Genomic DNA, 23,329 nt, shown 5'->3' with positions numbered 1-23,329 from the left:
TTTGCAGTCCAGTCAGAGACGGCGGTGCTCCAGCGCCGGCAGGCTCGCGCGGACCCTCGAAAGATACGCCGGGTCCAGCGCTGCCGTCACGACGCCCTCCCCCTCCGACGCTTGCGCGATCACCTCGCCCCAAGGGTCGATGATGCAGCTCTTGCCGTACGTCGCACGGCCTCGCGGGTGCCTCCCCCACTGCGCCGCTGCGATGACGTACACCTGCGCCTCGATGGCACGTGCCCGCAAGAGCACCTGCCAGTGATCCTTCCCCGTCAGCAGCGTGAACGCAGCCGGCACCACCACCGCCTCGGCTCCCGCGGTGGACAGCGCCCGGTAGAGCTCGGGAAAGCGCAGGTCGTAGCAGATCGAGAGCCCCAGCCGCAGTCCATCGACCTCGACCACCACCGGCTCGCGCCCGGCCATCGTGGAAGCAGACTCGCAGTAGCGCGTGCCGTCGGAGGTCTCCACGTCGAACAGGTGGATCTTCCGGTACCGCGCCCGCAGCGCGCCGTCCGGCCCGAAGACCGCGCACGTGTTGTAGGGGCGCACGGCATCTCCGGATCGCTCCGGAAAGCCGCCCGCGACCAGCGTCACCCCGGCGGATCGCGCAAGCGCTGAGAGCCGCACGGCGATGGTACCGAAGCCTGGATCCAGGTCCTCGGCGAGAGCGCACTTGCCCTCCTCATCGCCCATGTAGGCGAAGTTCTCGGGGAGCACCACGGTGCTTGCCCCGCGCCGCACGGCCTCGTTCACCAGCACGGTCACACGCTCCAGGTTCTCCGAGACATCGCCCTGGCTGGAGAGCTGGACGGCTCCCCAGATGACCGGCTTCACCATGCGTCGACGTTATCACCCCCCACCGTCACTGCACGACCACCCCTCACGCCCCTCCAGTTCCTGCACCTCCTATCCCTCCAGCGCCCATCCCTCCACCTCCCGCGCCGTTTCCGCCACCTCCCGTGCCGCCCCCGCCTCCCTCGCCCCACGCAGGACACTCCAGCGGCTCCGGGACTGTGCACGCACTCCCGCACTGCGCGCAGGCGCACGCGAGCACCTCCCGGTAAAGCGCGTGCTCCGGCCCCTCCACGTCCGGGAACAGGCACGCGCGCTGACATGCCGCATCCCCGTCGCAGTCACCGACGCACAGGCTGATCGCAGTGCACCCCGCGTTGTCGCACGCATCCCCCGCCTCCTTGCAGGGGGCGCCCGGCGCGATGGCCGCGTTCACGCAGTCCCCGCACGCCACCCGCGCGCCGCTGGTCGCTGCGGCGCACTCGCACACGTTCGCCGGTCCCGCCGTGTCTGTCGTGCTGGTCGTGGTGGTGCCGCCGCTCGTCGCCGCGGTCCCCTCGCTGCCCCGCGGCGGCGGGAGCCCGTCGCCACCGTCGCACCCCCACAGGACGAGGACCACCCCAGCAGCCCCCCGCCAGACCCTCCGCGACGTCCTCATGGAGACGAGACTACCCAACCCTGGCCTCGGCGGCGCCTCGACGCGCCTCAAGCGGACGCCTGGACGAGGGAAGCCCGGGAAAGCAGCCGGCTCCCTCTCGCCGTTCCTGGCGAACCTCACTATCCTTCCGCCCCCTCACCTGGAATTCTCATGCCCTTTGCTCCTCTCTCGATTTTGCCGCGCTCCGTGATGGGTCTCGCCAAGGAAGTCGCGAAGGCCCTGCTCCGGCGGCCCGTCGTCGGTGTCTCGGCGGCCGCGCGCACCTCCGATGGCCGCTGGCTCCTCGTCCGGCGCGGCGACACGGGGACCTGGGGGCTCCCTGGCGGCACCCTGGAGTGGGGCGAGACGCTGCGCTCCTGCGTCGTCCGGGAGCTCGCAGAAGAGGCCGGGGTCGTCGGCGCCACCGTGGGCCGCCTGGTCGGCGTGTATTCGCGGCCCGATCGAGACATCCGCTTCCATGCCGTGACCGTGCTGGTCACCGCGGACATCGCCGAGCCCACCCGGAAACCGGTGAACCCGCTGGAGATCCGCGAGGTGCGCCTGTTCCGCGACGACGAGCTTCCCTCCGAGATCGCCCTCGGCATGACCGACCTGCTCGCCGCAGCGCGGCGCGGCGAGGGCGAACCCATCCTCGAATGACGCCCGACCGAACAGCGAGAACACGATGAAACAAGGGAACCTCTTCGCGGCGCAGCCCAGGCCCGCCTCCCTCCAGGGAGGCCTCGACAGCAACGCCGAGCAGCGCGCGCGGATCGACGAACTCGCCCAGCGCGTCGAGCGCTACCGGGCCAGCTACTACGCGGGCAACACCGAGATCTCCGACGCCGCCTACGACGCGCTCGAGGACGAGCTACGCGCCCTCGACCCGACCCACCCGGTCCTCGCCCGCGTCGGATCGAGCGCGCTGGTGACCGAGTGGGAAAAGGCGCGGCACGAGATCCCCATGGGCTCGCTCAACAAGGTCGTGAACGAGGACGAACTCCGCGCCTGGGTCGCCCGGTGTGAAGAACTGCTCGGCAAGGAGCCGCACGCCCCCGTGGCCTCGGACCTGTTCGTCGCCGAGAAGCTCGACGGCATCTCCATCGAGGTCCTCTACAAGGACGGCAAGCTCGTCGACGCCATCACCCGCGGCGACGGCGAATGGGGCGAGCGCATCACCGCCAACGTGGCCCGCATGAAGGGCGTCCCCGCGCGCATCCGCGAGCGGGGCCACCTCTCCGTACGCGGCGAGATCATCCTCCGCCTCTCGGACATGAAGGCCCATTTCCCCGGCGTGACGAGCCCCCGCAACATGGCCGCGGGCCTCTCGAAGCGCTTCGACGGGCAGGGCGCCGAGCGCTGCACGGTGATGTTCTACGACGTCGCCGAGCACGCGGAGATCCCCACCTGCCGCCGGCGCTTCGAGTGGCTGCGAGAGCTCGGCTTCGCCACCCCGCGCTCCGCCCACGGCACGCTCGACGACGTCATCGACCTCTACCGCAAGTACGGCAGCGAGCTGCGCGGCGCGCTCGACTACGAGATCGACGGCCTCGTGGTCTACGTCGACTCGCTCAACCTCCAGACCGTCCTCGGGGATCTCAACCGCCGGCCTCGCGGCGCCGTCGCCTTCAAGTTCGCCTCGCCCGCCAAGGTCTCCAAGGTGGTCGCCATCCAGTGGGACACCGGCCCCAGCGGCCGCGTGACCCCGGTCGCCATCGTCGAACCCGTCGAGCTCGCCGGAGCCGTCGTCCAGCGCGCCTCGCTCCACAACGCCGCCAACGTGCGCACCCTCGGGCTCGGCGTGGGCGACGAGGTCCTCGTCTCGCGCCGCAACGATGTCATCCCGTACGTCGAGGAGGTCGTGGAGAAGCACGGCCCTGCCGCGCAGCCCCCCACCACCTGCGGCGTCTGCAGCGGGGCGCTCGTCACCGAGGGCGAGTACATCCTCTGCCGCAACGCCTCTTGCCGCGCCCTCATCGAGGGCAGGATCCACAACTGGATCGACGCCATCGGCGCCCTGGAGTGGGGCGACAAGCTCATCGAGCAGCTCGTCGCCGCGGGGCACCTGCGCGAGCCCCTCGACCTCTACAAGCTCAAGGTGAAGGACATCGCCGATCTCGAACGGCGCGGCGAGAAGATCGCAAAGAAGTGCCTCGACCAGATCCAGAGCCGCCTGCCGCTCACCTTGCCGGTGTTCCTCACCGCGCTGGGCATCGAGGGCTTCGCCCTGCAGACCGCGCGGCTCCTCGTCTCTGCCGGCCACGACACCCTCGACAAGGTCCGCGCCGCCAAGGAGGCCGAGCTTGCGGCCATTCCGGGCCTCGGCGCCATCAAGGCCGCCAACATCACCCGCGGCCTCGCCGCCCGCAAAGACGAGATCGACAGGCTCATCGCCGGCGGCATCCAGCCCGTCACCACCGCGGCCGAGGGCCCCCTCGGCGGCCTCACCTTCTGCTTCACCGGCTCGGGCACCCGCCCACGGGGCGAACTCACCCAGCTCGTCGAGTCGAACGGTGGCCGCGTCCTCGGCTCGGTGACCAAGGAGCTCAACTACCTCATCATCGCCGACACCAGCTCCACCTCCAGCAAGGCCGAGAAGGCGCGCAAATACGGCACCAAGCTCATCACCGAAGAGCAGCTCGATCAGCTCATCGAAGAGCGCCGCGCCGCCGGCGCCTCCTGATCAGGACCCCCCGACCGCGCCCGGCGTGCCCCTCACCAGAGCACGTCCTGCAGCTCGGTCACGCCGAGCACCTCGTCGATCTCCAGCACCCGCCCATTCGCCCTGCGGATCGTCCCCGTGTACGTCCCCGCAGGCTGGAGGAACCGCGCGCGCAGGAAGCGCAGGTCGGTGTTGTCCTCGTGCGCCCCACCGGGCGCAAACCGCAGGTCCACTGCGCCATCCTCCGTGCGCACCGTCCACGGCTGGAGCGGCTTCCCTGGCACCGACGTGAACCTCCCCTCGGCGAGCGGCTCGATCTCTCCGTCGACCCACAGCGCGCACTCCGCCGCCCCCGACATCCCCTCCACCAGGTTCAGCCCCACCCGCTCCCCGCTGCGCGCCCGCCCGAGCGCGAACCCCCAGCGCCACACCGTCCGGCGTGGCAGGAGCCCGTTCGAGTAGTCGTACCCCCCGAGCCCACCGTCCAGCGAGAACCGCCGCCCCCCGACCCGCGCCTCTCCGCGCACCGCGAGCAGCGCCCCTTTCTCCGTGGCCACCGCCCTCCCCTCGGGCAGCATCGCGATCGCGGCGATGGGCGGCGGTGCTCCCGATGCATCGAGCGAGGCTGACACCTCCACCTCGCCCACCCTCGCCTCCACCTTCAGCGCCTCCCCGGCGCTACGGCGCCCCATCGAGACCTTCGCCCCGGGCAGCCTCCCCTCGGCCACGAGCAGCGCAGGCTCGTCCGACACCCGCGCTGTCAACGGCAGCCCGAGTGCCTTCCGGTCCGCAAGCATCCGCCCCTCGCCGCGGCTGTAGACGAACGCGAACGCATTCGCCGCGTACCCGAGGCGCACCAGCGCCACCGTCACCATCACCTCGTCCGCGACCATCGACACATACAGCCACCGCTTCTGACGCGTCATCCGCATCATCCGGCCCGGCGCGAGCTGCGCGAAGTCCAGACGAGGCAGGCCACCGCGGAACGAGCCGGTGCGGAGCGCGGACGTGCCGTGGTCGAGGAGAGCATCGGGAGGAGGCAGGAGCGAGCGCATCGCGCCCAGCATACCCGCGCTGCTCCTGGAGTGCGCCCCTCAGCCCGACTCCCCCGAACCGCCCGGCGCGTCTTCCACGAGCCCCCGCACGTTCGCCCCGCTCAGCTTCGCGGTCTGCCGCGAGGCCCCGCGCATGTCGGCCCCCTCCAGATCCGCGTCCCGGAGGTCGGCCCCTTCCAGCACCCCGTGCGACAGATCCGCCCCCTTCAGCTTCGCGGCGCGCAGTACGGCGCCCGACAGATCCGCGCGCGTGAAGCGGCTCCCCACCAGATCCGCCTTCCCCGCCGCCACCCCGTTCAGCTTCGCGCCCTCGAACCCTGCCTCCCGCAGCCGCGCCTGCCGCAGATCGGCCCCCTCCAGGTTGGCCCCCCCGAGATCTGCCCGGTCCCCGCTCAGCCGCTGCAGGTTCGCCTTCCGCAGGTCCGCGTCGCGCAGCCGCGACTCCGTGCACGTCACCCGCTGCAGGCTCGCCCCCTCCAGCACGGCCCCTTCCAGCGAGCAGGCCCGCACCGTCGCACCGTCCCACTGCGATCGCGGCGCCACCACGCCCGAGAGCGAACCTTGCTCCAGCACCACCCCTTGCGCGCGCGCGTCGGGCATCCGCGCCCGATCGAAGATCGCCCCCGTCCCGCGCGCGTCTTCCAGGTTCACCTCGGTCAGCGTCGCCTCCTTGAAGTTCGCCTGGTCCAGCACCGCGCCGCTGAAGTCGGCGCTCGGCGCGTCCATCCCCTGGAACGAAGCGCCCTCCCACACTCCCCGCGCGAACGTCGCCCGCGAGGCCCCTGCCCCCGTGAACGTCGCCCCTTGCCCACGCACCCCGCCGAGGTTCGCATCCCCGAGCCGCGCCCCATCCAGACGCGCGCGCACCAGCACTGCGCGTGACAGGTCGGCGCCCGTCAGATCCGCCCCCGTCAGGTCGGCCTCGGTCAGATCCGCCCCCGCGAGCTGCACCTCGCTCATTCGCACCCCTGCGAACACGCAGCGCACCAGGCGGGCACCCTTCAGATCGCAGCGCGACAGCACCGCCCCGCGGAAGTCCACCCCTTCCAGATCCGCCTCGGCGAGCCGCAGATCGTGGATCGCCTGTCCGGCGCGCACCCGCGCCGCGATCTCCGCCCGCAGCGGCGACTCACGCTCCCCGACCCCCGACGCGGGAGACACCGGCACTGGCGTCCCGGCTTGCCCGGGAGCTACTGCCTCTCCCGCACCGATCTCTCCCCCGGCACCTCCGGCAGCGGCCCCTGCACTGGCCTCCGCGGCTCGCCCCGCAGCGGGCAGGACCGACGCCTCCGCCCCACGATCGCCCGGCACAGGCGGCACCAGCGGCGGCGGCACCGGGGCAGCGTCGCTTCCCGAAGGCGCCAGGCCGCTCCCCTGCCCGGTCGACATCCGCTGCAACGACGTCCCCAGACCGAAGCGCGGTCCCTCGACGTGTGCCGGCACGCCACCTCCTCCGGAGGGCGGCCCTTCTCCCCGCGACGACGGCGGCGGTAGCACGGACGGCCTCACCGGCTCGGGCGGAGTCACCACATCCGGCGGCCTCACCACGTCCGGCGGCCTCACCACCTCGGACCGCACCGACTCCGGGGGCTTCACCATCTCCGGCGGCCGCGCACCAGCAACCCCGGACGTCGTCTCGGGCCGCCCGGGCGCAGCCCCCCTCCCTGCGCCCGCCCCGGTCCGGTGGAAGGGCAGGACATCCCGCAGCGGGCTCGGTCTGGGAGGCGCCGTCATCCCCAGATCTATCTCCCCCGAGGCCATGGACGCCGCCCCACCCCCGGCACCCCCGGCTGGAGGCGGCGCCACCCGCGGAGGCGGCACGGGCGCACCCGCGCCAGCGCCCGCGGCGGGCCCCTGCCCGAATGGCAGCACGGAAGCGCCTCCTCCGGGAGGCACCCCCGCGGCCGGCAACGAGATCGGCCCTGTCTGCATCGCCTTGCTGGAACGCTGTACGAACGGCAGCCCGCTGGCCGCAGCCCCTGCGCGCGTGTTGTGCGGCAGCGTCCCGTCTTCGGTCGTCTCCTCCGCGCCGCCGATCGCCTTCGCGCCCCCGGCCTCTCCAGCCTGAAAGGGCAGCGCGGAACCCTTGAAGGCTCCCGGCGGCAGCGTCCCCGCTTCTTGCCGCGCGCGCGGCGCCACCACCGTCTCCGAAAGCGACAGCACCCCCGCGGGCATCTGGGGTCCGGGCGCAACGAACCTGGGCGCCCCCGCCCCCTGCTCGCTGCCGCGCGGAGGTGGCTGAGACCCGCTCCACGGAGCCCCTGGAATCGCGGCTCCCTGCGGAGGCAACCCCGTGCGGGGCGGCGGCACCGGCAAAGGGCCGCTCGCGGGCTTGCGGAGGTCGTCCACCGAGACCGCGGCCGTCACCTCCTTGTCGACCGTCGTCCACGTCGCGCGCGGCGGCGGCGTCGGCACCTCGGGCGGCGGGATCGACCCACCCGCAGCGCCCGCAGCGCCCCCGACGCCCGCAGCCCCTGCACCGCTCGCGGCCGGAACGGGCGGCACGACCGTCGGCGGCCGCACCTGGGCCGCGAACGACGCGGGCACCGGGATGCTCACCGACGAGCGCTCATCCTGGGTCACCACCAGGTCCTCCGGATCGGGCCACGTCACCGGCTGTCTCGGCGTCTCCAGCCCCACGAACACCCGGATCGCGCAGCCCGCCGAGAGCGCCTGCGCCGGCACCTGCGCCCGCCACACCACGCTGCAGACCTGCTGATCGGCCTGGATGTGCAGCATGTCGGCGCTGAACTCCACCGGGGCCCCCTCGCTCACGCCGCGCGAGCTGATGAGGTAGTAGCGCCCGAGGGCCCTCACCGTCGGAAGGCGGCACGACAGGCGCGCCGCAGCCGCGTTCATCCCGTCGAGCACCAGCCACTCGTCTCCCCGCAGGAAGGGCATCTGCTGATCGGGCGGCGCCGCGTGGAAGTACCGCCAGTCGAGCCCCTCGGCGTACTCCACCACGGGCGCGCCGAGCACCGGCCGCGGCCTCGATCCCAGCAGCCGCGCCCGTGGCCCCCATGTCGGCGCGATGGGCCCGAACGACGTCGGCCGCCGCGGATCCGACGGATCCACCAGGTTCGGCAGCCCCGAGGACCCCGGCGCCCCCACCCCCACCGGGTTCTCCGGGAACCCCGGACCGCCGTACGTCCGCTCGTAGACCAGCGGCATCTGCCGGAACGGCTGCGGGCTCGCCGAGGATGGTGAACGATCCCCGTAGGCGTACACCGACTTCTCCAGCAGCCGCTGATCCCTGAAGACCGCGAGCCGCGCCACCACCGCCGTCGCCGTCTGCCCTGGCGGCGCGCACGCGTGCCCCGTCAGCACCACCCCCGCGCTCGGCAGGTACGGCACCGTCTCGCAGGCCTCCACGAGCGCCCGGCCGGGATCTCCGTCGCGGTAGCGATCCTGCTGGACCAGCTCCTGCGGCGCGATCGGCCACGCATCCCTGCCGTCTGCGAGGGCGAACGTCGCCTTGGCGAACACCGTCGCCCGCAGCACGCCTCCCACGCGCCACATGGCGCGGCCACAGGACAGCGGCTGCAGGGGAACGACCTTCAGGGGCGGCGGAATCTGCGGTTGCACCACGTCGACGCGGAGGCCGCGGCCATGCGGCACCCTCTTCCCGGCGACGTTAGCAGCGCGGGCCTGGGGAGGTCACCCCTTCCCGCATTCAACGAGGCTCGGTTCCGTCCTCGCGCGGTAGATCCCACGCCATCGCGCGCAGCAGCTCGGCCACGCTGCAGGCATGGGCCACGCAACCACGGGGCAGGTGCGGCGGCTCCGCGTCGCACAGCTCCGCCACGTACCCCAGCGCCAGCTCGTTGCCCGCCGCCGACGCCACCAGCCTGCGCAGGAGCGGCAGCACGTGCTCCCCGAGCGACGACGACCGCAGCGCCGCCCGCACGTAGAAGCTCAGCAGCCAGGGCCACACCGTCCCCTGGTGGCATGCCGCGTCCCGCGCCTCCGCGTCCCCCACGTAGCGCGCCGCGTAGCGCGGCTCCCCGGGCGCGAGCGAGCGCACGCCCGCCGGCGTCACCAGCGTGAGCCGCACCCGGTCGAGCAGCGCGCTGGCCTGCTCCTCGGTGAAGCAGTCCGGATCGATCGCCAGCGCGATCAGCGCGTTCGGCCTCACCACCGGATCGCGGAACGACCCCGGCCCCTCCGGAGACTCCGAGATCACGTCGTAGGGATAGGACGTCTCCTCGCACCAGAACCGCGCCCGGAACGCCTCCCGTGCCCGCTTCGCAGCCCGCTCGGCCCGCGCCGCGAGAGCCTCGTCCCCTGCCGCCCGGCTGAGCCGTGCCAGCGTCTCGGCCCCCTTCGCCCACAGCGCCGACAGCTCGACCGGGCACCCCACCCGCGGCGTCACCGCCGCCCCCTGCACCCGCGCGTCCATCCAGGTCAGCGCCTCGCCTTCGCGGCCCGCCGCGAACAGCCCGTCCGCGGTCAGGCGCACGTCGTGCCGCGTCCCCCGCAGCACCGCCTCGAACGCCGCCTGCAGCGCCGGGAACAGCTCACCCAGCACGAACGGGTGCCCGTCGCCGAGCACGCAGATCATGTGGCGCGCCGCCTCGAACAGCCAGAGCGTCGTGTCGGCCGAGTGGTACTCCGAGGCACCCCCGGCGTCGGGCAGCCGGTTGGGCACGAGCCCCCCCTGCATCTCCCCGATCAGCGCCCGCAGCACGCGCATCGCCCCCTCGACCTTCCCCGGCACGAGGTACAGCCCCGGCAGCGCGATGAGCGCGTGGCGCCCCCACACCTCGAACCACGGATACCCCGCCACGACCCCCGGGCTCGCGCACCCATCGCAGCGGAAGCTCGCCGCTGCGATGGAGAGCTTCCGCTCCGCGAGTGACACCGAAGGCCCTGGATCCTCCGCCAGGATCGCCGCGCTCGCCGCTTCCAGCAGCGCCTCGGGCGCCCCCTCGGGCAGCGATCCCGCGGCGACCACCAGGTACGCCGGCACGCCTGGCTCCACCGGCATGTCCACGTGCCCTGGCGTCCAGAGATCCTCGTGGAAATCCAGCCCGCGCTCCTGCTCGGCGAGGTACTCGAACCGCCGCCACCAGTCCGGCGACCCCACGAACGTCCCCTGGTAGCGGAAGCAGAGCCGCGGCAGGCTCCGGTTCGGCTGCACCCGCACCTCGTGGTACGTCGCGCCGTCGGGGCCGCTGTCCACCCGCATCTCCACCCGGTTCGACATCCCCCCGTTCTCGCGCAGGAGCCCGTGCATGTGCCGCACCGCGAGCAGCGGCCGGAGCGTCAGCCGCGCCGCCTGCTCCCCGCGCCACTCGTAGCGCAGCACCACCGCGTTCTCCCTCCGCACCAGCCCGAGCTGCATCTCCAGCACCCCGCCCGCGACCTCGTAGGTCCAGCGGGGCAGCGGATCCTGATCGAACCGCGCCAGGTAGAACGGCGTCGCCTCCGGATCCACGCCAGGGAACTGGTGCTTGCCGAGCTCCCACCGCGGCCTCCGCCTTGCTCCTGGCTCCGCGAGGTCCAGCCCCACGTCCACGTGCGACAGGAGCACGTGCCGCCCCCGCGGCGGATCCAGGGCCGCCACCAGCATGCCGTGGTAGCGGCGGGTGTGCATCCCCGCCACCGTCGAACTCGCGTAGGCCCCTGCCCCGTTCGTGTGCAGCCACTCCCGCGCCGCCCGACCGAGCTCCCCTCCCACCTCCACATGCGGCCAGGGCGACGGCCCTTCCATCCCCTTCGCCAGCGCCGCCTTCACCTCGGGGCCGAGCGACAGCCCGGGAGCCGTGCTCCTCATCGAACGCTCGTCGCCTTCTCGAGCGACTCTTCCGCCGCCGATCGCATCAGCTCCACGGGCGCTTCCATCCCGGTCCACAGCGTGAACGACCGCGCCGCCTGCCCGACCACCATCCCCAGACCATCCCTCGCTTTGAGCCCACGCAGCCCCGACATCCTCAAGAACGGCGTCACAGGTGGGTTGTAGATCACATCGTACGCCCGCGCATGCGGCGCGAGCATGTCCCAGGGGACGATCCCTGTCACGTCCTCCCCCGGAGGTCCCCCGAGCATCCCCGCGCTCGTCGCCTGCAGGATCAGATCCGCCGTCGCCGCGGTCTCGCTCCAGTTGAGCTTCAGCATCTGCGACGCCTTGCTCAGGATCGGCGTGCTCCGCACCGGCCACGGCGCCGTCAGCGCACCGAGCGCGCGCGCCCGCTCCGCCGAGGGCGAGTCCAGCATCTCCGCCGAGCTCGCCCACGACCTCGTGGTGACGCTGATCAGGTGAAACCCGAGCCGCTTGCAGGCCATGATCGCCGCGAGCCCTGCCCCCCCGGCCCCGATGATCACCGCCCTCCCCCGCGGACAAGGCAGCGCCTGCAGGTGAGGCTCCCGGATGACGCCGAGCGCCGCGGCCGGCTGGAACGACGACGCCTGCCCCGAGGCTTGCCCCGGCGACGAACGCACCGGCGCAGGGGGCGCCCCGGCCTTCCCCCGCACCGAGGGCGGCGAGGTGTCCTTGAGCAGATCGTCGAGTTCGTCCTGCAGCGCCAGCGCGTCGGTGTTGTAGGCGATGACCCGCCTGTCCGGCGTCCGCACCAGCACGTTGGCCGCGCCGATCGACGCCGCGCTCTCGTCCACCGCATCGACCATGGACAGCACCCGCTGCTTGTGCGGCACCGTCACGTTCGCCCCTGCGATGACGCCGCTCCGCACCTCGTCCACGATCTGCCGCAGATCGTCTTCCGTCGGCACGTCGAACGCGCTGTAGATGTGGGGCAGGTGCAGCGCCCTGAACGCCGCGGTGTGCATCACCGGCGAGACCGAGTGCCTCACCGGGTGCCCGATGAGCACGAACAGGCGCCGCTCAGCCATCGCTCCGGGGCTCCTCTGAAGGCTCCAGCCCCAGCCGGAGCTGCTCTCCCTCGATCCGCGCCGCCCGCCGCCGCGGCGCCCTCACCCCACGCGCCCGCCCCCCGCTGCTCCCGACCCCGCCCACGCTCATGCCGCCGCCACCGCTGCCGCCGTTGCTCCCACCGCCATCCGCCTCCGTGCCTTCGCCGAGCGGCTCTCCGGGCCCCGCGCTCGCCGTCACCGTCGCCCGCAGCGACCCTTCGTGCACCCGCACCACGATCCGCTCCCCCGCCGCCACCGTCCGCGCATCCAGGATGGCCCTCCCCGACGCATCCGTGGTGATCGCGTACCCGCGCGCCAGCACCGACAGCGGCGACATCGCCGACAGCCGCGCCACGTCCTCCGCGAACCGGCCCCGCAGCCCCCGCACGTACCGCCGCGTCGCCGCCCCGAGCCGCACGAGGAGCGGCCCGAGATCCGCCCGCGCCCCCGCGATCACCGCCCGCGGGTGCCTCCCGGCCAGGCGCCGCTCGATCTGCGCGAGTCCCGCCCGCTCCCCCGAGATCCGCCGCTCCATGGCCCGTTCGAGCCGCCCCCGCAGCTCATCCACCTCTTGCTGCGGCTCCGCCAGCAGCCGCTCCGGCGACCCGAGCGCCGCCACCCGCCGATCGAGATCCGCCCGCGCCGCGGCGAGCGTGTGCCCCACCGCCCGCGACAGCCGCACCGAGAGCAGCCCCAGCTCCCGCCGCCGCGCCCCCGCGTCGGGCACCAGCAGCTCCGCGGCCTGCGAGGGCGTCGCTGCCCGCGCATCGGCGCACAGATCGGTGAGCGACACATCCACCTCGTGCCCCACCGCGCTCACCACCGGCACCCGCGCCTGGGCCACGCGCCGCACCACCGCCTCGTCGTTGAACGCGCTCAGATCGTCGGCCGACCCCCCGCCGCGCCCCACGATGATCACGTCTACCTCCGGCACCTGCTCCAGCAGCCCGATGGCCCGGCAGATCTGCGCGGACGCCCCGGGCCCTTGCACCAGCGCCCGCGCCAGCAGAACCCGCGCTCCTCCCCGCCGGAACGCCACCTTCACGATGTCGTGGATGACCGCCCCGCTCCCGCTCGTCACCACCCCGATCACCCGTGGCTCCCGCGGGAGCGGCCGCTTGCGCTCCAGCGCGAACAGCCCCTCGGCCGCGAGCTGCTCCTTCAGCCGCTCCAGCGCCTCGAGCAGCGCCCCCCGCCCTGCCGGCGCCGCGCTCTCCACGATGAACTGCAGCCGCCCTCGGGGCACGTAGAGCGACGCCTTCCCCGTCACCACCACCCGCTCCCCGTCCTGGAGCGCCCGCAGCGACCGCGGCCCCGCCGTCCGGTACATCACGCACTCGATGCACGCCTCTTCCCGCTCGTCCTTCAGCGCGAAGTAAGCGTGCCCGCTCGGTGCCCGCTTCAGCCCCGAGACCTCCCCCTCCACCCGCAGGTTGGCCGTGGAGCCCTCCAGGAGCCGCTTCAGGCGCCGATCGAGCTCGCTGACCGACAGCACCTCCGACTCCCCCTCGAACCGCGGCCGTTGCCCCGCCGGCGACGAGGAGACGGGCCAGGAGGCAGGTCCCGAGGGCGGCACGGAAGGCGGTTCCCACCCGAGATCGCCCCCCTCGAACCGGGCTGCAGAGGCTGACTCGGGAGATGGGTCACGACGCTGCACACTTGACCACTACCCTGGCGCGCGTCGCCTGCCTAGTAGCGCATCCCCTGAATCCGGGGGTCACCGTCAGCTCGCTTTCCCTCCCCTGCCCTGCCCTGTCTTGCGGCCCAGAGGCCACGTCTACCTGCTCCATGTCCCCCCTCGTGCGCCTTGCTGCAGGCCCCGAACCTCCGCCAGGGACGCCGGCCCTGACGCTGCACCAACGGCCACCGCCTCCCGAAGATCCGCCATGGTCGCCGGTCCAGGGCGCTTCACCATGGCCCTGCCCTCTCGCCAGCAATGTCCCCTGGTGTGACCACCATTGAAGCACTCCGTGCGGACACCAATGCCTACCTCCGCGCCGCCTCGTGCATCCCCATGGATGTGCACATCTTTCCCGGTGCACTTATCCGCCGCGTACACTTGCATCGTTCGGCCCGCGGTGCATCGCACCTCATTCGCCATCGACGCGCGCGGCCTGCGTTGACGGCACGACGCTGCTCGTGATTGTTCTGCAAACGAGCATGCGTCGACGCTGGGTCGCCACCATCGCAGCAATTTCCTGCTGATTGCGTTCTGGATCATCGTCTGGCCGAAGCGCGCCCCCACCTCTCCCGACGCCCGGACCTCCGGCCCCTCCAGCGCCGACGAGGCCACCGCGCGCCAGCGCAACGATCGCGCGTCCTCCCCGGAAGGACCCACGGATTCCCACCCCGAGGGCCCTCATCCCGACGACAAGGTCCCCATGCCTCGCTGCTGGCAGGGCCTCCTCGATTTCGACCAGAAAGCCACCCTCGCCGACATGCGCGCCGCCATTGCCAGCGCCGTCGCGAACGGCGACCCCCTCCTCGCCGACTACCTGCGCGAGCGCCTCGCCGAGATGATCGGCAGCAACGTCGACAGCGCCCTCCAGGTCCTCGACTGGGCCACCACTGCCTCCGGCCCCGAACTCGGCATCCTCATGGGCGCCCTCAAGCTCTCCGACGCCGTCCGCGACCCGCGCGTCTCCGGCAAGCTCCTCGCCACCGGCGAGCAGAAGAGCGCCGACCTCACCCTGCGCGGCGCCGCCCTGGAGGCCCTCGAAACCCAGCACCGCTTCGACAGCGCCGCCATCGACCGCATCAAGGCCATCGCCCTCGACGACGACGCCGAATCCGCCGCCTGGCTCGCCACGCGCACCCTCGGCCGGGTCATGACCGAGGACTTCAAGCGCACCGGCAGCTACGAGCCCTACTGGAAAGAGCTGCTCTCCGTCGGCAAGGAGTCGCAGGAGACCGCCGTCCAGCTCCTCGCCCTGGAGATGCCCTCCTACGCCGACCCTGTGCTCTCCGGCAGCGAGATCGACACCCTCGCCGCGCTCCTCAAGAACGACCCCGACCGCAGCGTCCGCGAGATGGCCGCCCACCGCCTCTCCGTCACCCGCGAGGCCACGAAGGTCCTCGCCGTCTACCGTGAAGCCTTCCCCGCCGAGCGCGACGAGTGCGTCCGCTGGGCCATCTTCCGCTTCGCCGCGCGCGTCGGTGGCGCCGCCGCCCTTCCCCTCCTCGCCGACTTCGCCGCCCTCGATGCCCGCTTCAAGGAAGACCACCAGGACTTCATGACCCTCTACGCCACTGGCACGGTCGACTTCTCCCGCATCTGGATGGGCAAGGCCGAGCGTCACCAGTGCGTCCTCGAAGAAGGGATGCCCCACTGATGCCGCGCGCCGTCTCCACCTGCGCTCCGCGCGCCGCTCGCGCCCTCGCTGCCGCGTCGCTCCTCCTCGTGCTCGGGGCTGCCGAGCCGCAGGGCCAGCCCCTCCCCGAGCGGGTCGACTGCGCCTTGCCCGCCATGGTCGACAGCCTGCGCGGCGCGCTCCAGCAAGGCTCCCCCGCGCTCCGCCGCTACATGCAGCTCCACATCAAGGAAGCCGCCCTCTCCTTCCCCGCCGGCGAACTGCGCGCCCTCTTCGCCGCCGAGCGCGACCCCGCCATGCTCGAAGCGCTCGGCGCCGCGCTCGCCACCAAGGCCAGCCACAGCGAGGACCTCTCCCTCGTCGACCCCATCCTCGACCGCGCCCGCTCCGAGGCCGACCCCAGGCTCCGCGCCGCCTCCCTCGCGGGCATGCGCGGCACCGCCTCCGTCGAGGTCCTGCAGAAGAAGGGCGGCGTCTCCTACGAGGACTTCATCCGCGATCCCTCGCCCGAGGTCCGCACTGCCGCCGTCGACAACCTCCTCCACGAGAACGACAAGGTCCACTTCGGCCACGACCGCGGCGTCTCCGAGGCCGCCATCAAGGCCGCCGCCGCGAGCCCCGATCCCGCGACCGCTGCCAGGCTCCTCACCGGTACCTCCATGGAGCAGGTGGGCCCCGAGGCGGTGCAGACCCTGGTCTCCCAGCTCGCCTCCCGGAGCCCCGAGCTGCGCGCCGCCGCCGCCAAGGCCCTCGGCGGTGTCCCTGCCGCGAGCGCCGACACCGCCCAGCGCGCCCTCGTCTCCCGCTACCCCGCCGAGAGCGAGCACGCCGTGCGGGCCGCCATCCTCGAAGGCCTCGTCCACCTCCGCCTCTCCGGCGCCGCGCCCACGCTCCAGTCCCTGCGCAGCGTGGACCCCACGCTCGCCCTGGAGATCGACGCCTGGCTCAAGGTGCTCGCCATGCACCTGCAGGAGTGGACCCTCATCCTGCGGGAGAAGCAGCGCCTCGCGCCATGATCACGCGCTGCCACCGGATCCGGGGAACGTCGAACCACCGTCCAGAAGGAGAACAGAAGAGATGGCCATGACCAGGATCACTAAGATCGTCACCAGGATCGCGGCGATTGCCGCGCTCGCGACCCTCTCCGCCGCCATGCCTGCCCCGCTCGAAGCGGCGACCGCGCGCGGCCCCATCTGCGAGAACATCGCCAAGGTCGGCTCCACGACCTACTACTCGTGCAACGGCAGCTCCCACACCGCGCTCGACATCAGCAACCAGTCCTGCAGCGAGTGGAACGCCCGCGGCATGATCCTCGGCACCGTCAACTACAAGCTCTACAGCGGCTGCGCCAACAACTGCGCCAACCCGCCCCCCAACCCCAACTGCAACGGCGGCGCCGGCAACTACTACGTCGTCAGCGGCGCAAGCGGCTGGGACTTCCGCCAGCTCCACATCAACACCAACACGAGCTCCGCCACCAAGTCGTGTGACCGCTGTGCCCTCGGCCTGGTCGGCTCCACCGGCCAGTCCTACGGCGCCCACGTCCACGCGGACAACCGCCAGTACGGCACCAGGAAGAGCGCCTGGTACACCAGCGTCGGCACCACCTGCGGCTCCAGCGGCTACTGCGAGAACCGCGTCGGCACCCCCACCCTGTGACCTGCTGACGGCCCGAGGGGCAGCTCCGCCGGGGGAGCTGCCTCTGCGTGACCATGGTGCTCTCCACGGGCGTCCGGGAGGTCGTGAACGTCGACGTCGCGACGGGATGGATGCCGACGAAACCGGTTCCCCCCTTCACCCGACCTCCCTAACCTCACGGTCGAGGAGCGATCGCCATGACCACCGAACGACGCCCCACGAGGCTCCACCACACGGCCTACGTCTCCCGGGATCTCGAAAAGACCCGCGCATTCTACGAGGACCTCATCGGCCTGCCGCTGGTGGCGACGTGGTGCGAGTCCGACGAGCTGTTCGGCAAGGTCCGCACCTACTGCCACTGCTTCTTCGGCCTCGAAGACGGCAGCGCGCTCGCCTTCTTCCAGTTCGCGCACGAGGAGGACCAGCAGCTCTTCGGCCCGGAGATCCCCTCCTCGCCGTTCCACCACATCGCGCTCAACGTCGACCGCGCCACGCTCGAACGCGTGCAGAGAAAGCTCGCCGACGCCGGCTACAAAGAGCCGCAGACCTACGTGCTCGAGCACGGCTACTGCCAGTCGCTCTACGTCGTGGATCCCAACGGCATGACCCTGGAGCTGACGTGCGACGCGCCGGAGGCCATCACCGAGCAGCTCGTGCGCGGGCGCGAGCAGGACGCGCGGCGCGAGCTTTCGCGCTGGCTCGCCGGCGACCACACCTCGAACAACACCTTCCGGTAACTCCGGCCCATGAGGCGCGTCACCCTCTCGTTCGACAACGGCCCGGATCCGGACGTCACCCCGCATGTCCTCGACCTGCTCCGCGAGCGCGAGCTCCGGGCGCACTTCTACGTGCTCGGCAAGCACCTCGCGACCCCGGCCGGGCGCCGCCTCGTCGAGCGCGCGCGCGACGAGGGTCACCTCATCGGCAACCACTCGTACACCCACGAGACCCCGCTCGGCGCCGACCCTCGCCCGGACGCCGTGGCGCAGGAGATCGTCCGCACCGAGGCCCTGCTCGCGCCGCTCGTGCCCGGCCCCAGACGGTTCCGGCCCTTCGGCGGCGGCGGCCTCCTCGGGCGTCACCTCCTCAGCCCCGCTGCACGCGACTACCTCGTCGCCCACGGCTACTCCTGCATCCTCTGGAACGCCGTCCCGCGCGACTGGGACGACCCAGGGTGGGTCTCCACCGCGCTCGCGCAGACCGCCGCGCGCGACCACGCCGTCGTCGTCCTCCACGACGTCCCCAGCGCCTGCCTCGACGGCCTGCCGGCGTTCCTCGATGCGCTCCTCGCGCGCGGCGACGACCTCACGCAGGACCTGCCGCCGGAGTGCGTGCCCATCGCCAGCGGCCGGATCACGGCCAACCTCTCGGAGATCGTGAACGCATGAGAATCGCCTCCCTCCAGAACCAGCGCGGCCCCTTCCTCGGCGTGCGCCGCGGCGACGGCTACCTCGACGCGAACGCCGCCCTCCCCGACCTGCCCCGCGACCTCGGCGCCGCCCTCCGGGCCGGGCTCCTCGATCGCCTCGCGGAGCTCGCGGCGCTCACGTCGATCGACGGCCTCCTCGTCCGCGACGCGGCCTACCGCCCGCTCGTCACCGACGCCGGCAAGATCCTCTGCCTCGGCGTGAACTACGCCGACCACGCGAAGGAAGCGTCGATCCAGAAGCCGGACTACCCGGTCGTGTTCAGCCGCTTCGCCACGGGCTTCGTCGGCCACGACGTCCCGCTCGTGCGGCCACGCAAGTCGACCCACTTCGACTACGAGGCCGAGTTCCTCGTCGTCATCGGGCGCCGGGGCCGCGCCATCCCCGCGGAGCGCGCGCTCGATCACGTCGCCGGCTACGCGCTGCTCAACGACGGCACGATCCGCGACTACCAGACGCGCACCTCGCAGTGGACGGTCGGCAAGAACTTCGACCGCACCGGCTCCATGGGCCCGGAGCTGGTCACGCCCGACGAACTCCCGCCCGGGGCGCGCGGGCTGACGATCCGCGGTCGGCTCAACGGCGAGACGATGCAGGAAGCGAGCACCGCCGACATGGTCTTCGACGTCGTCTCGGCCATCGCCATCCTGTCCGAGGCGATGACGCTCGATGCCGGCGACGTGATCGCCATGGGTACCCCGGGCGGCGTCGGCTTCGTGCGGCAGCCGCCGGTCTTCCTGAAGCCCGGCGACGTCTTCGAGGTCGAGGTGGACGGCATCGGCACGCTCCGGAATCGCATCGTCGACGAGGCGTGACGCGCGCCAGCCGCTAAGCTCCGTGGATGCGTCTCGACGCGTCGCCCCTGGCTGGGCCTGAGCCAGGAGAGCCTCTCTTCGCCCCCATGAAATGCGACGGCGCGCTGCCGGGTCCCTGCGGACCGCGCCCGTGGAAGACGGCCCCTGAGCACCGGGAACGGTGCGCGACGACGGGCCGCACCAGGGTGCGCGAGGCGGTGGCCACGGCCATCCATGACAGCGGCGCGACCATGGTGTTCTGCCTCATGGGCGCCACCAACCAGCACCTCATCGACGACCTGAGCGGCCGGCTCGGCATGCGGCTCGTCCACGCCCGGCACGAGAGCGGCGCGGTCGGAATGGCCGACGGGTACGCCAGGTTTGGCGGCGGGCTGGCCGTGGCGACGGTCACCGCCGGACCGGGGCTCACCAACACCGCGACGGCCCTGGCGGTCGCCGCGGCCCACCGCTCGCCCGTGCTCCTCCTCGCCGGCGATGTGCCCGGTGGCAACCGGGACAACCCCCAGTACCTCGACCAGCCGTCCTTCACCCGGCTCTGCGCCGGGACCGGCCTGCGGCTGGACGATCCCGGGCAGCTCGACGAAGCCCTCGCCCAGGCCTCCCTGGCCATGGCGGACGGCCGTCCCTTCGCCCTGCACCTGCCCGCCGACGTGCAGGAGATGCCGGCTCCCGACGCGGAGCCTGCCTCCGCCGTCGACGGCGCGCGCGCCGACGTCACGGACGACGGCTCGACCCGCCTCGACGCGCGCGCCCTCGACGCCGCCGTCGACCTGCTCGCGGGCAGCGCGCGGCCCGTGCTCGTGGCGGGACGCGGCGCGCTGCACGCCGGCCCTTTGCTCCTGGAGCTGGCGCGGGAGGCAGGCGCCGTCGTCGCCACCACGTTGCGCGCCGCCGGCCTGTTTGCCGGTGACCGCGCCGAGATCGGCATCACTGGCGGCATGGGCGACGGCCGCGCCGACGACGCCCTGGCCGCAGCGGACCTGGTCATCGCCGTCGGGACCACCATGCACCCCCTGTCCGCCGCCGCCCTGCACGAGCGCCCCCACCGCCCCCCCCTCGTGCGCATCGACACCGCACCGGCACCTCAGGCCCTCCGGCCGCATGGGAACCACGCAGACCACGGGAGCCACAGGAACCACGGAAACCATATCCACCTGCGCGGCGACGCGGCCCTCATGACCACCCTGCTGCTGCGGCGCCTGCGCGAGCGACGCCCGCGCCCGCGCGTCCTCGCGGTAGGAAAGCCGCCGCTGTGGCAGCCGCGCTCCTGCCGGATCGCACCGGCGGGTGGTCGCGGGCGCGCGGTGCATCCCATCGCGGCGCTGGAGGCGCTGGAGGCGCTGCTGCCTCGCCCGTGCAACCTGGTCATCGGCGGCGGCCATGCCGCGCTGTCGGCCTGCCAGGTGCTCACCCCCGATGCTCCCGACCGCTTCACCTGCGTCAGCACCGACTTCGGCGCCATCGGCCAGGCCCTGGCTGTCGCCCTGGGGGCCTGCTTCGCGCGCCCCGGGGAGCGCGTCGTCCACGTCACGGGCGACGGCGATCTGCTCATGTCCCTGGCCGAGCTGCCCACCGCTGCCCGCTATGGCCTGCCCCTGACCATCGTCGTCCTCAACGATCACGGCTTCGGCCAGGAGCGTCACAACCTCGCGCGCGCCGGAGGCGATCGCGACCTGGCCGAGCACCCCGCCCCGGATCTCGCGGCCCTGGCCCGAGCCTGCGGCTGTGCCGGCGACCGCATCACCCGCCCCGAGGACCTGCCTCGCCTCAGGGAGGCCCTCACCGCGCCCGGCCCGACCCTCATCGACCTGCACATCGACCCGGAGTACCTCAACCCTGCCTCGGCGACGGTCGCCCGCGCCATGGCCCGTTCCGCCCAATGAACGCCGGACCATGACCCGTTCCACCCTCTGAACAAGGCCCGATCATGCTCCGCACTGCCGCCTCATCAGATCCGACCATGCCCTGCACTGCCGCCTCGTCGCCGATCGGTGACATCATCATCAGCGCCCGCCCCGCCGACGACTACCTCGCTCAGTTCGCCCTCACCGAGCCCGATCTGCTGCGCGGACCGGTGCTGGACTGCCCCGGCGGCGCCAGCGATTTCGGCGTCCACGTACGCGCGCTCGGCGGACGGGCCGTCAGCGTGGATCCCGCCTACGGCGTGCCTCCGGAGCACGTCGACCAGCGGCTGCGCGCCGACTTCCACCGGGTCACGGCCTGGACGGCCACCCGCCCTGACCGCTTCCCTCCCGGCCCCGACGGTCGGTGGCAGCGTCTTCCGCGCTGGCAGAGCGCCGCCCAGACCTTCCTCGACGACTACCGCCGCGACCGCGACGAGGCCACCGGCCACTACCTGCCGGCCCTCCTGCCCACCCTCCCCTTCCCCGACCGCGCCTTCGCCCTCGCCACCAGCGGCTTCCTGCTCTTCACCTACCCCGACCACTTCGACCTGGCGTTTCACCTCCGCGCCCTGCGCGAGCTGCTCCGCGTCGCCGACGAGGTGCGCGTCCACCCGCTCAACGACTCTGCCCGCACCCCCTATCCCCGCCTCGACGCGCTGTGCGACACCCTGCGCGCGGACGGCGTGCACGTCGACACGCTCGCCGTCGAGAGCCCCACCGACCGCCACGACACCCACAGCCTGCGCCTGCGCAGGCCCGCCCCACGCGCTGCCTGAACCAGCACCCCGAGGCGACCAGCGCTCCGAAGCGACCAGCGCTCCGAGGCGAGACGAACGCGTGTTGGCTCCCTCCGCCTCACGCACTCACGGCGCGCAGCCGTCGCAGGACACGCTCTCGATCGGCCTGTCGTTCACCATGTCCGAGAGCCACTCGGTGAGCTTCTTCCCCCCGGCTTCCACCGTGTAGAAGTTGTCGTAGGGCAGGATGCAGTGCTGCTCGCCTGGGGCCAGGAAGGCGTGGAAGTTCGGGGACGCATCCTCGATGGACTTCACGTTCGCCTTCATCTGCGCCGACCACTGCGCGTTGTCGCCCCCGCCCATGGCCACGAAGTAGAACGTCTGGTTGTCGTCGTTCACCGTGTTGTATTGCGAGTACACGTTGTCCGGATAGGCCGCTGCAATCATCTGGTAGAGCACCGGAAGCGACGTCGCCTGCCGGAAGTCCCCGATGAATGAAGGGAAAGTCGCCTCCGCATTCCACGACGGAAAGCTCTTCTGGAAGAAATCACTGGTGATCACCCCTGCCGCGCTGTCCGCGAAATGGTAGACTCGCGCCACGGCGTAATGGTGCTGCACCTCGGGCGCCCACCAGATGCTCCCGTACCCGCCCGCGCTGCACCCGGTCACGAAGACCTTCTGCGGCGCCGCCAGCTCCCGGTACACCCAGTCGAGGGCCGCCCGCACGTTGACCGCACCCTTATGGTGGATGGTCACGGCGCTGTCGCCTTGACCGTAGGTCTTCACGTTGTCGCCCCAGTGGATGTCGCCCGTGCAGTACGGGATGTACACGTGCGTCCACCCCTTCATCGGGTGCCCGGGCCGCGACTGATCGTACCAGCCGCGCTGCAGGTGCTCGGTGTACTGATCCGCGTCGACGGTCTCCTTGAAGATGGATCCCGCGAACGAGCAGGTCTGCTCGTCCCAGCATGCGCCGCCGCCCTCGAACTCCAGGATCACCTTGTCCCTGTCCCCGGGGCGCACGATGAAGGCGTACTCCCCTCCCCGCGAGCACGTCGTCTCGCCGCCGGGCCGGAGCACGGAGACCGCCCCCTCGGGGAGATCGTCGAAGTGAGGCAGGCTGGATGCCGCGCCCCCGGACGTCACGTCGCCGGAGGCTGCTCTCTTCGAGTCATCGCCGCTGCACGCCGCGAGCATCATAGAAGCCAGCGCGACGGCGCCGAGGCCAGCACGAGCGCAAAGAAGGGTCATGAGGAGTGCTCCTGGTTCAGGGGGTGAAAGGTAGGCACGGTAGGCTCACCAGCAATCGTGCGGGCCGCCACCACCGTGGGGCGGCGTTGTCGGAGGACGACATCCGTCAGGGTCGCGTGCCTCCCGGATGGCCCAAGCAAGACCGATGCCGCGCGGCCCCGCTGCGCTGCCCCGGTGCTACCCGCTCCGTCCCTCGCATGCCCGTATGCAGGAACGCTGCCACGCTCCGGCTCCGC

The 23,329-nt window shown here is 72.3% G+C and carries 18 protein-coding genes; 10 read left to right on the top strand and 8 right to left on the bottom strand.

Annotated elements, in window-relative coordinates; genetic code table 11:
* Nucleotides 1–12: 12 nt before the first annotated feature.
* The gene (locus tag CAP_RS17700; RefSeq protein ID WP_044242487.1) at nt 13–831 is read right to left on the bottom strand and encodes a carbon-nitrogen hydrolase family protein; all 819 of its coding nucleotides are present in this window, start codon (nt 829–831) and stop codon (nt 13–15) included.
* Between the two features lie 43 nt (nt 832–874).
* Nucleotides 875–1,444, bottom strand: coding sequence for a hypothetical protein (locus CAP_RS50535; RefSeq protein WP_156040897.1), 570 nt, complete (start codon nt 1,442–1,444; stop codon nt 875–877).
* Nucleotides 1,445–1,594: 150 nt separating this feature from the next.
* Here CAP_RS50535 and CAP_RS17690 point away from each other — a divergent pair, with 150 nt between their 5' ends.
* Nucleotides 1,595–2,083, top strand: a complete 489-nt coding sequence (locus tag CAP_RS17690) for an NUDIX hydrolase (protein WP_197041229.1) — start codon at nt 1,595–1,597, stop codon at nt 2,081–2,083.
* A 25-nt stretch (nt 2,084–2,108) separates the two neighbouring features.
* Nucleotides 2,109–4,106: an NAD-dependent DNA ligase LigA gene (gene ligA, locus CAP_RS17685; RefSeq protein ID WP_044242484.1), complete on the top strand. Its 1,998-nt coding sequence runs from the start codon at nt 2,109–2,111 to the stop codon at nt 4,104–4,106.
* A 32-nt stretch (nt 4,107–4,138) separates the two neighbouring features.
* On the opposite strand, the gene CAP_RS17680 is transcribed toward ligA, so the two are convergent.
* The 5 genes from CAP_RS17680 to xseA form a co-directional block, all read right to left on the bottom strand.
* Nucleotides 4,139–5,140 carry a DUF2804 domain-containing protein gene (locus tag CAP_RS17680; protein ID WP_044242607.1) on the bottom strand — a complete coding sequence of 334 codons (1,002 nt, stop codon included), beginning with the start codon at nt 5,138–5,140 and terminating at the stop codon, nt 4,139–4,141.
* A gap of 39 nt (nt 5,141–5,179) precedes the next feature.
* Nucleotides 5,180–8,659 carry a DUF2169 family type VI secretion system accessory protein gene (locus CAP_RS44865; RefSeq protein WP_197041228.1) on the bottom strand — a complete coding sequence of 1,160 codons (3,480 nt, stop codon included), beginning with the start codon at nt 8,657–8,659 and terminating at the stop codon, nt 5,180–5,182.
* A gap of 154 nt (nt 8,660–8,813) precedes the next feature.
* On the bottom strand, nt 8,814–10,916 hold the full coding sequence (locus tag CAP_RS17670; protein WP_052375444.1) for an amylo-alpha-1,6-glucosidase: 2,103 nt from the start codon (nt 10,914–10,916) through the stop codon (nt 8,814–8,816).
* On the bottom strand, nt 10,913–11,989 hold the full coding sequence (locus CAP_RS17665) for a shikimate dehydrogenase (RefSeq protein ID WP_231511539.1): 1,077 nt from the start codon (nt 11,987–11,989) through the stop codon (nt 10,913–10,915). The genes CAP_RS17670 and CAP_RS17665 overlap by 4 nt, the downstream gene beginning before the upstream one ends.
* A complete protein-coding gene (gene xseA / locus CAP_RS17660) occupies nt 11,982–13,667 on the bottom strand; it encodes an exodeoxyribonuclease VII large subunit (protein ID WP_081864988.1) in 1,686 nt (561 codons plus the stop codon). Before xseA ends, CAP_RS17665 begins: the two co-directional genes overlap by 8 nt.
* A 724-nt stretch (nt 13,668–14,391) precedes the next feature.
* Between xseA and CAP_RS17655 the strand changes: the two genes are divergently transcribed.
* The 8 genes from CAP_RS17655 (at nt 14,392) to CAP_RS17620 (ending at nt 21,881) form a co-directional block, all read left to right on the top strand.
* A complete protein-coding gene (locus CAP_RS17655; RefSeq protein WP_231511538.1) occupies nt 14,392–15,342 on the top strand; it encodes a HEAT repeat domain-containing protein in 951 nt (316 codons plus the stop codon).
* Complete coding sequence (locus tag CAP_RS54990; RefSeq protein WP_044242481.1) at nt 15,342–16,337, top strand: HEAT repeat domain-containing protein; 996 nt, start codon at nt 15,342–15,344, stop codon at nt 16,335–16,337. The genes CAP_RS17655 and CAP_RS54990 overlap by 1 nt, the downstream gene beginning before the upstream one ends.
* Nucleotides 16,338–16,473: 136 nt before the next feature.
* Entirely contained in the window at nt 16,474–16,980 is a 507-nt protein-coding gene (locus CAP_RS17645) for a peptidase M23 (protein ID WP_370865987.1), read from the top strand.
* Between the two features lie 176 nt (nt 16,981–17,156).
* Nucleotides 17,157–17,696, top strand: coding sequence for a VOC family protein (locus CAP_RS17640; protein WP_044242475.1), 540 nt, complete (start codon nt 17,157–17,159; stop codon nt 17,694–17,696).
* A gap of 9 nt (nt 17,697–17,705) precedes the next feature.
* Nucleotides 17,706–18,347 carry a polysaccharide deacetylase family protein gene (locus CAP_RS17635; RefSeq protein ID WP_044242473.1) on the top strand — a complete coding sequence of 214 codons (642 nt, stop codon included), beginning with the start codon at nt 17,706–17,708 and terminating at the stop codon, nt 18,345–18,347.
* Nucleotides 18,344–19,201, top strand: a complete 858-nt coding sequence (locus CAP_RS17630; RefSeq protein WP_044242472.1) for a fumarylacetoacetate hydrolase family protein — start codon at nt 18,344–18,346, stop codon at nt 19,199–19,201. The genes CAP_RS17635 and CAP_RS17630 overlap by 4 nt, the downstream gene beginning before the upstream one ends.
* A gap of 86 nt (nt 19,202–19,287) precedes the next feature.
* On the top strand, nt 19,288–21,084 hold the full coding sequence (locus CAP_RS17625; RefSeq protein WP_197041227.1) for a thiamine pyrophosphate-binding protein: 1,797 nt from the start codon (nt 19,288–19,290) through the stop codon (nt 21,082–21,084).
* 77 nt (nt 21,085–21,161) lie between these two features.
* Complete coding sequence (locus tag CAP_RS17620) at nt 21,162–21,881, top strand: SAM-dependent methyltransferase (RefSeq protein WP_156040895.1); 720 nt, start codon at nt 21,162–21,164, stop codon at nt 21,879–21,881.
* 87 nt (nt 21,882–21,968) lie between these two features.
* Here the strand turns inward: CAP_RS17620 and CAP_RS17615 are convergent, their stop codons facing one another.
* On the bottom strand, nt 21,969–23,093 hold the full coding sequence (locus CAP_RS17615) for a pectin acetylesterase-family hydrolase (protein WP_081864987.1): 1,125 nt from the start codon (nt 23,091–23,093) through the stop codon (nt 21,969–21,971).
* Nucleotides 23,094–23,329: the final 236 nt, after the last annotated feature.

The organism is Chondromyces apiculatus DSM 436, from assembly GCF_000601485.1.
Lineage (GTDB): Bacteria > Myxococcota_A > Polyangia > Polyangiales > Polyangiaceae > Chondromyces > Chondromyces apiculatus.
The sequence above is the reverse complement of the archived record's forward strand: the minus strand, read 5'-3'. Positions and strand labels throughout refer to the sequence as shown.

Bases quoted from the DNA above. Each gene is read 5' to 3' on its own strand.
- CAP_RS17615 (WP_081864987.1), bottom strand. From the start codon at position 23,093: ATGACCCTTCTTTGCGCTCGTGCTGGCCTCGGCGCCGTCGCGCTGGCT.
- CAP_RS17640 (WP_044242475.1), top strand. From the start codon at position 17,157: ATGACCACCGAACGACGCCCCACGAGGCTCCACCACACGGCCTACGTC.
- CAP_RS17690 (WP_197041229.1), top strand. From the start codon at position 1,595: ATGCCCTTTGCTCCTCTCTCGATTTTGCCGCGCTCCGTGATGGGTCTC.
- CAP_RS17630 (WP_044242472.1), top strand. From the start codon at position 18,344: ATGAGAATCGCCTCCCTCCAGAACCAGCGCGGCCCCTTCCTCGGCGTG.
- CAP_RS17670 (WP_052375444.1), bottom strand. From the start codon at position 10,916: ATGAGGAGCACGGCTCCCGGGCTGTCGCTCGGCCCCGAGGTGAAGGCG.
- CAP_RS17625 (WP_197041227.1), top strand. From the start codon at position 19,288: ATGAAATGCGACGGCGCGCTGCCGGGTCCCTGCGGACCGCGCCCGTGG.
- CAP_RS17700 (WP_044242487.1), bottom strand. From the start codon at position 831: ATGGTGAAGCCGGTCATCTGGGGAGCCGTCCAGCTCTCCAGCCAGGGC.
- CAP_RS54990 (WP_044242481.1), top strand. From the start codon at position 15,342: ATGCCGCGCGCCGTCTCCACCTGCGCTCCGCGCGCCGCTCGCGCCCTC.
- CAP_RS50535 (WP_156040897.1), bottom strand. From the start codon at position 1,444: ATGAGGACGTCGCGGAGGGTCTGGCGGGGGGCTGCTGGGGTGGTCCTC.
- CAP_RS44865 (WP_197041228.1), bottom strand. From the start codon at position 8,659: ATGTGGCGCGTGGGAGGCGTGCTGCGGGCGACGGTGTTCGCCAAGGCG.
- CAP_RS17620 (WP_156040895.1), top strand. From the start codon at position 21,162: ATGCCCTGCACTGCCGCCTCGTCGCCGATCGGTGACATCATCATCAGC.
- CAP_RS17645 (WP_370865987.1), top strand. From the start codon at position 16,474: ATGCCTGCCCCGCTCGAAGCGGCGACCGCGCGCGGCCCCATCTGCGAG.
- CAP_RS17655 (WP_231511538.1), top strand. From the start codon at position 14,392: ATGCCTCGCTGCTGGCAGGGCCTCCTCGATTTCGACCAGAAAGCCACC.
- ligA (WP_044242484.1), top strand. From the start codon at position 2,109: ATGAAACAAGGGAACCTCTTCGCGGCGCAGCCCAGGCCCGCCTCCCTC.
- CAP_RS17635 (WP_044242473.1), top strand. From the start codon at position 17,706: ATGAGGCGCGTCACCCTCTCGTTCGACAACGGCCCGGATCCGGACGTC.
- CAP_RS17680 (WP_044242607.1), bottom strand. From the start codon at position 5,140: ATGCGCTCGCTCCTGCCTCCTCCCGATGCTCTCCTCGACCACGGCACG.
- CAP_RS17665 (WP_231511539.1), bottom strand. From the start codon at position 11,989: ATGGCTGAGCGGCGCCTGTTCGTGCTCATCGGGCACCCGGTGAGGCAC.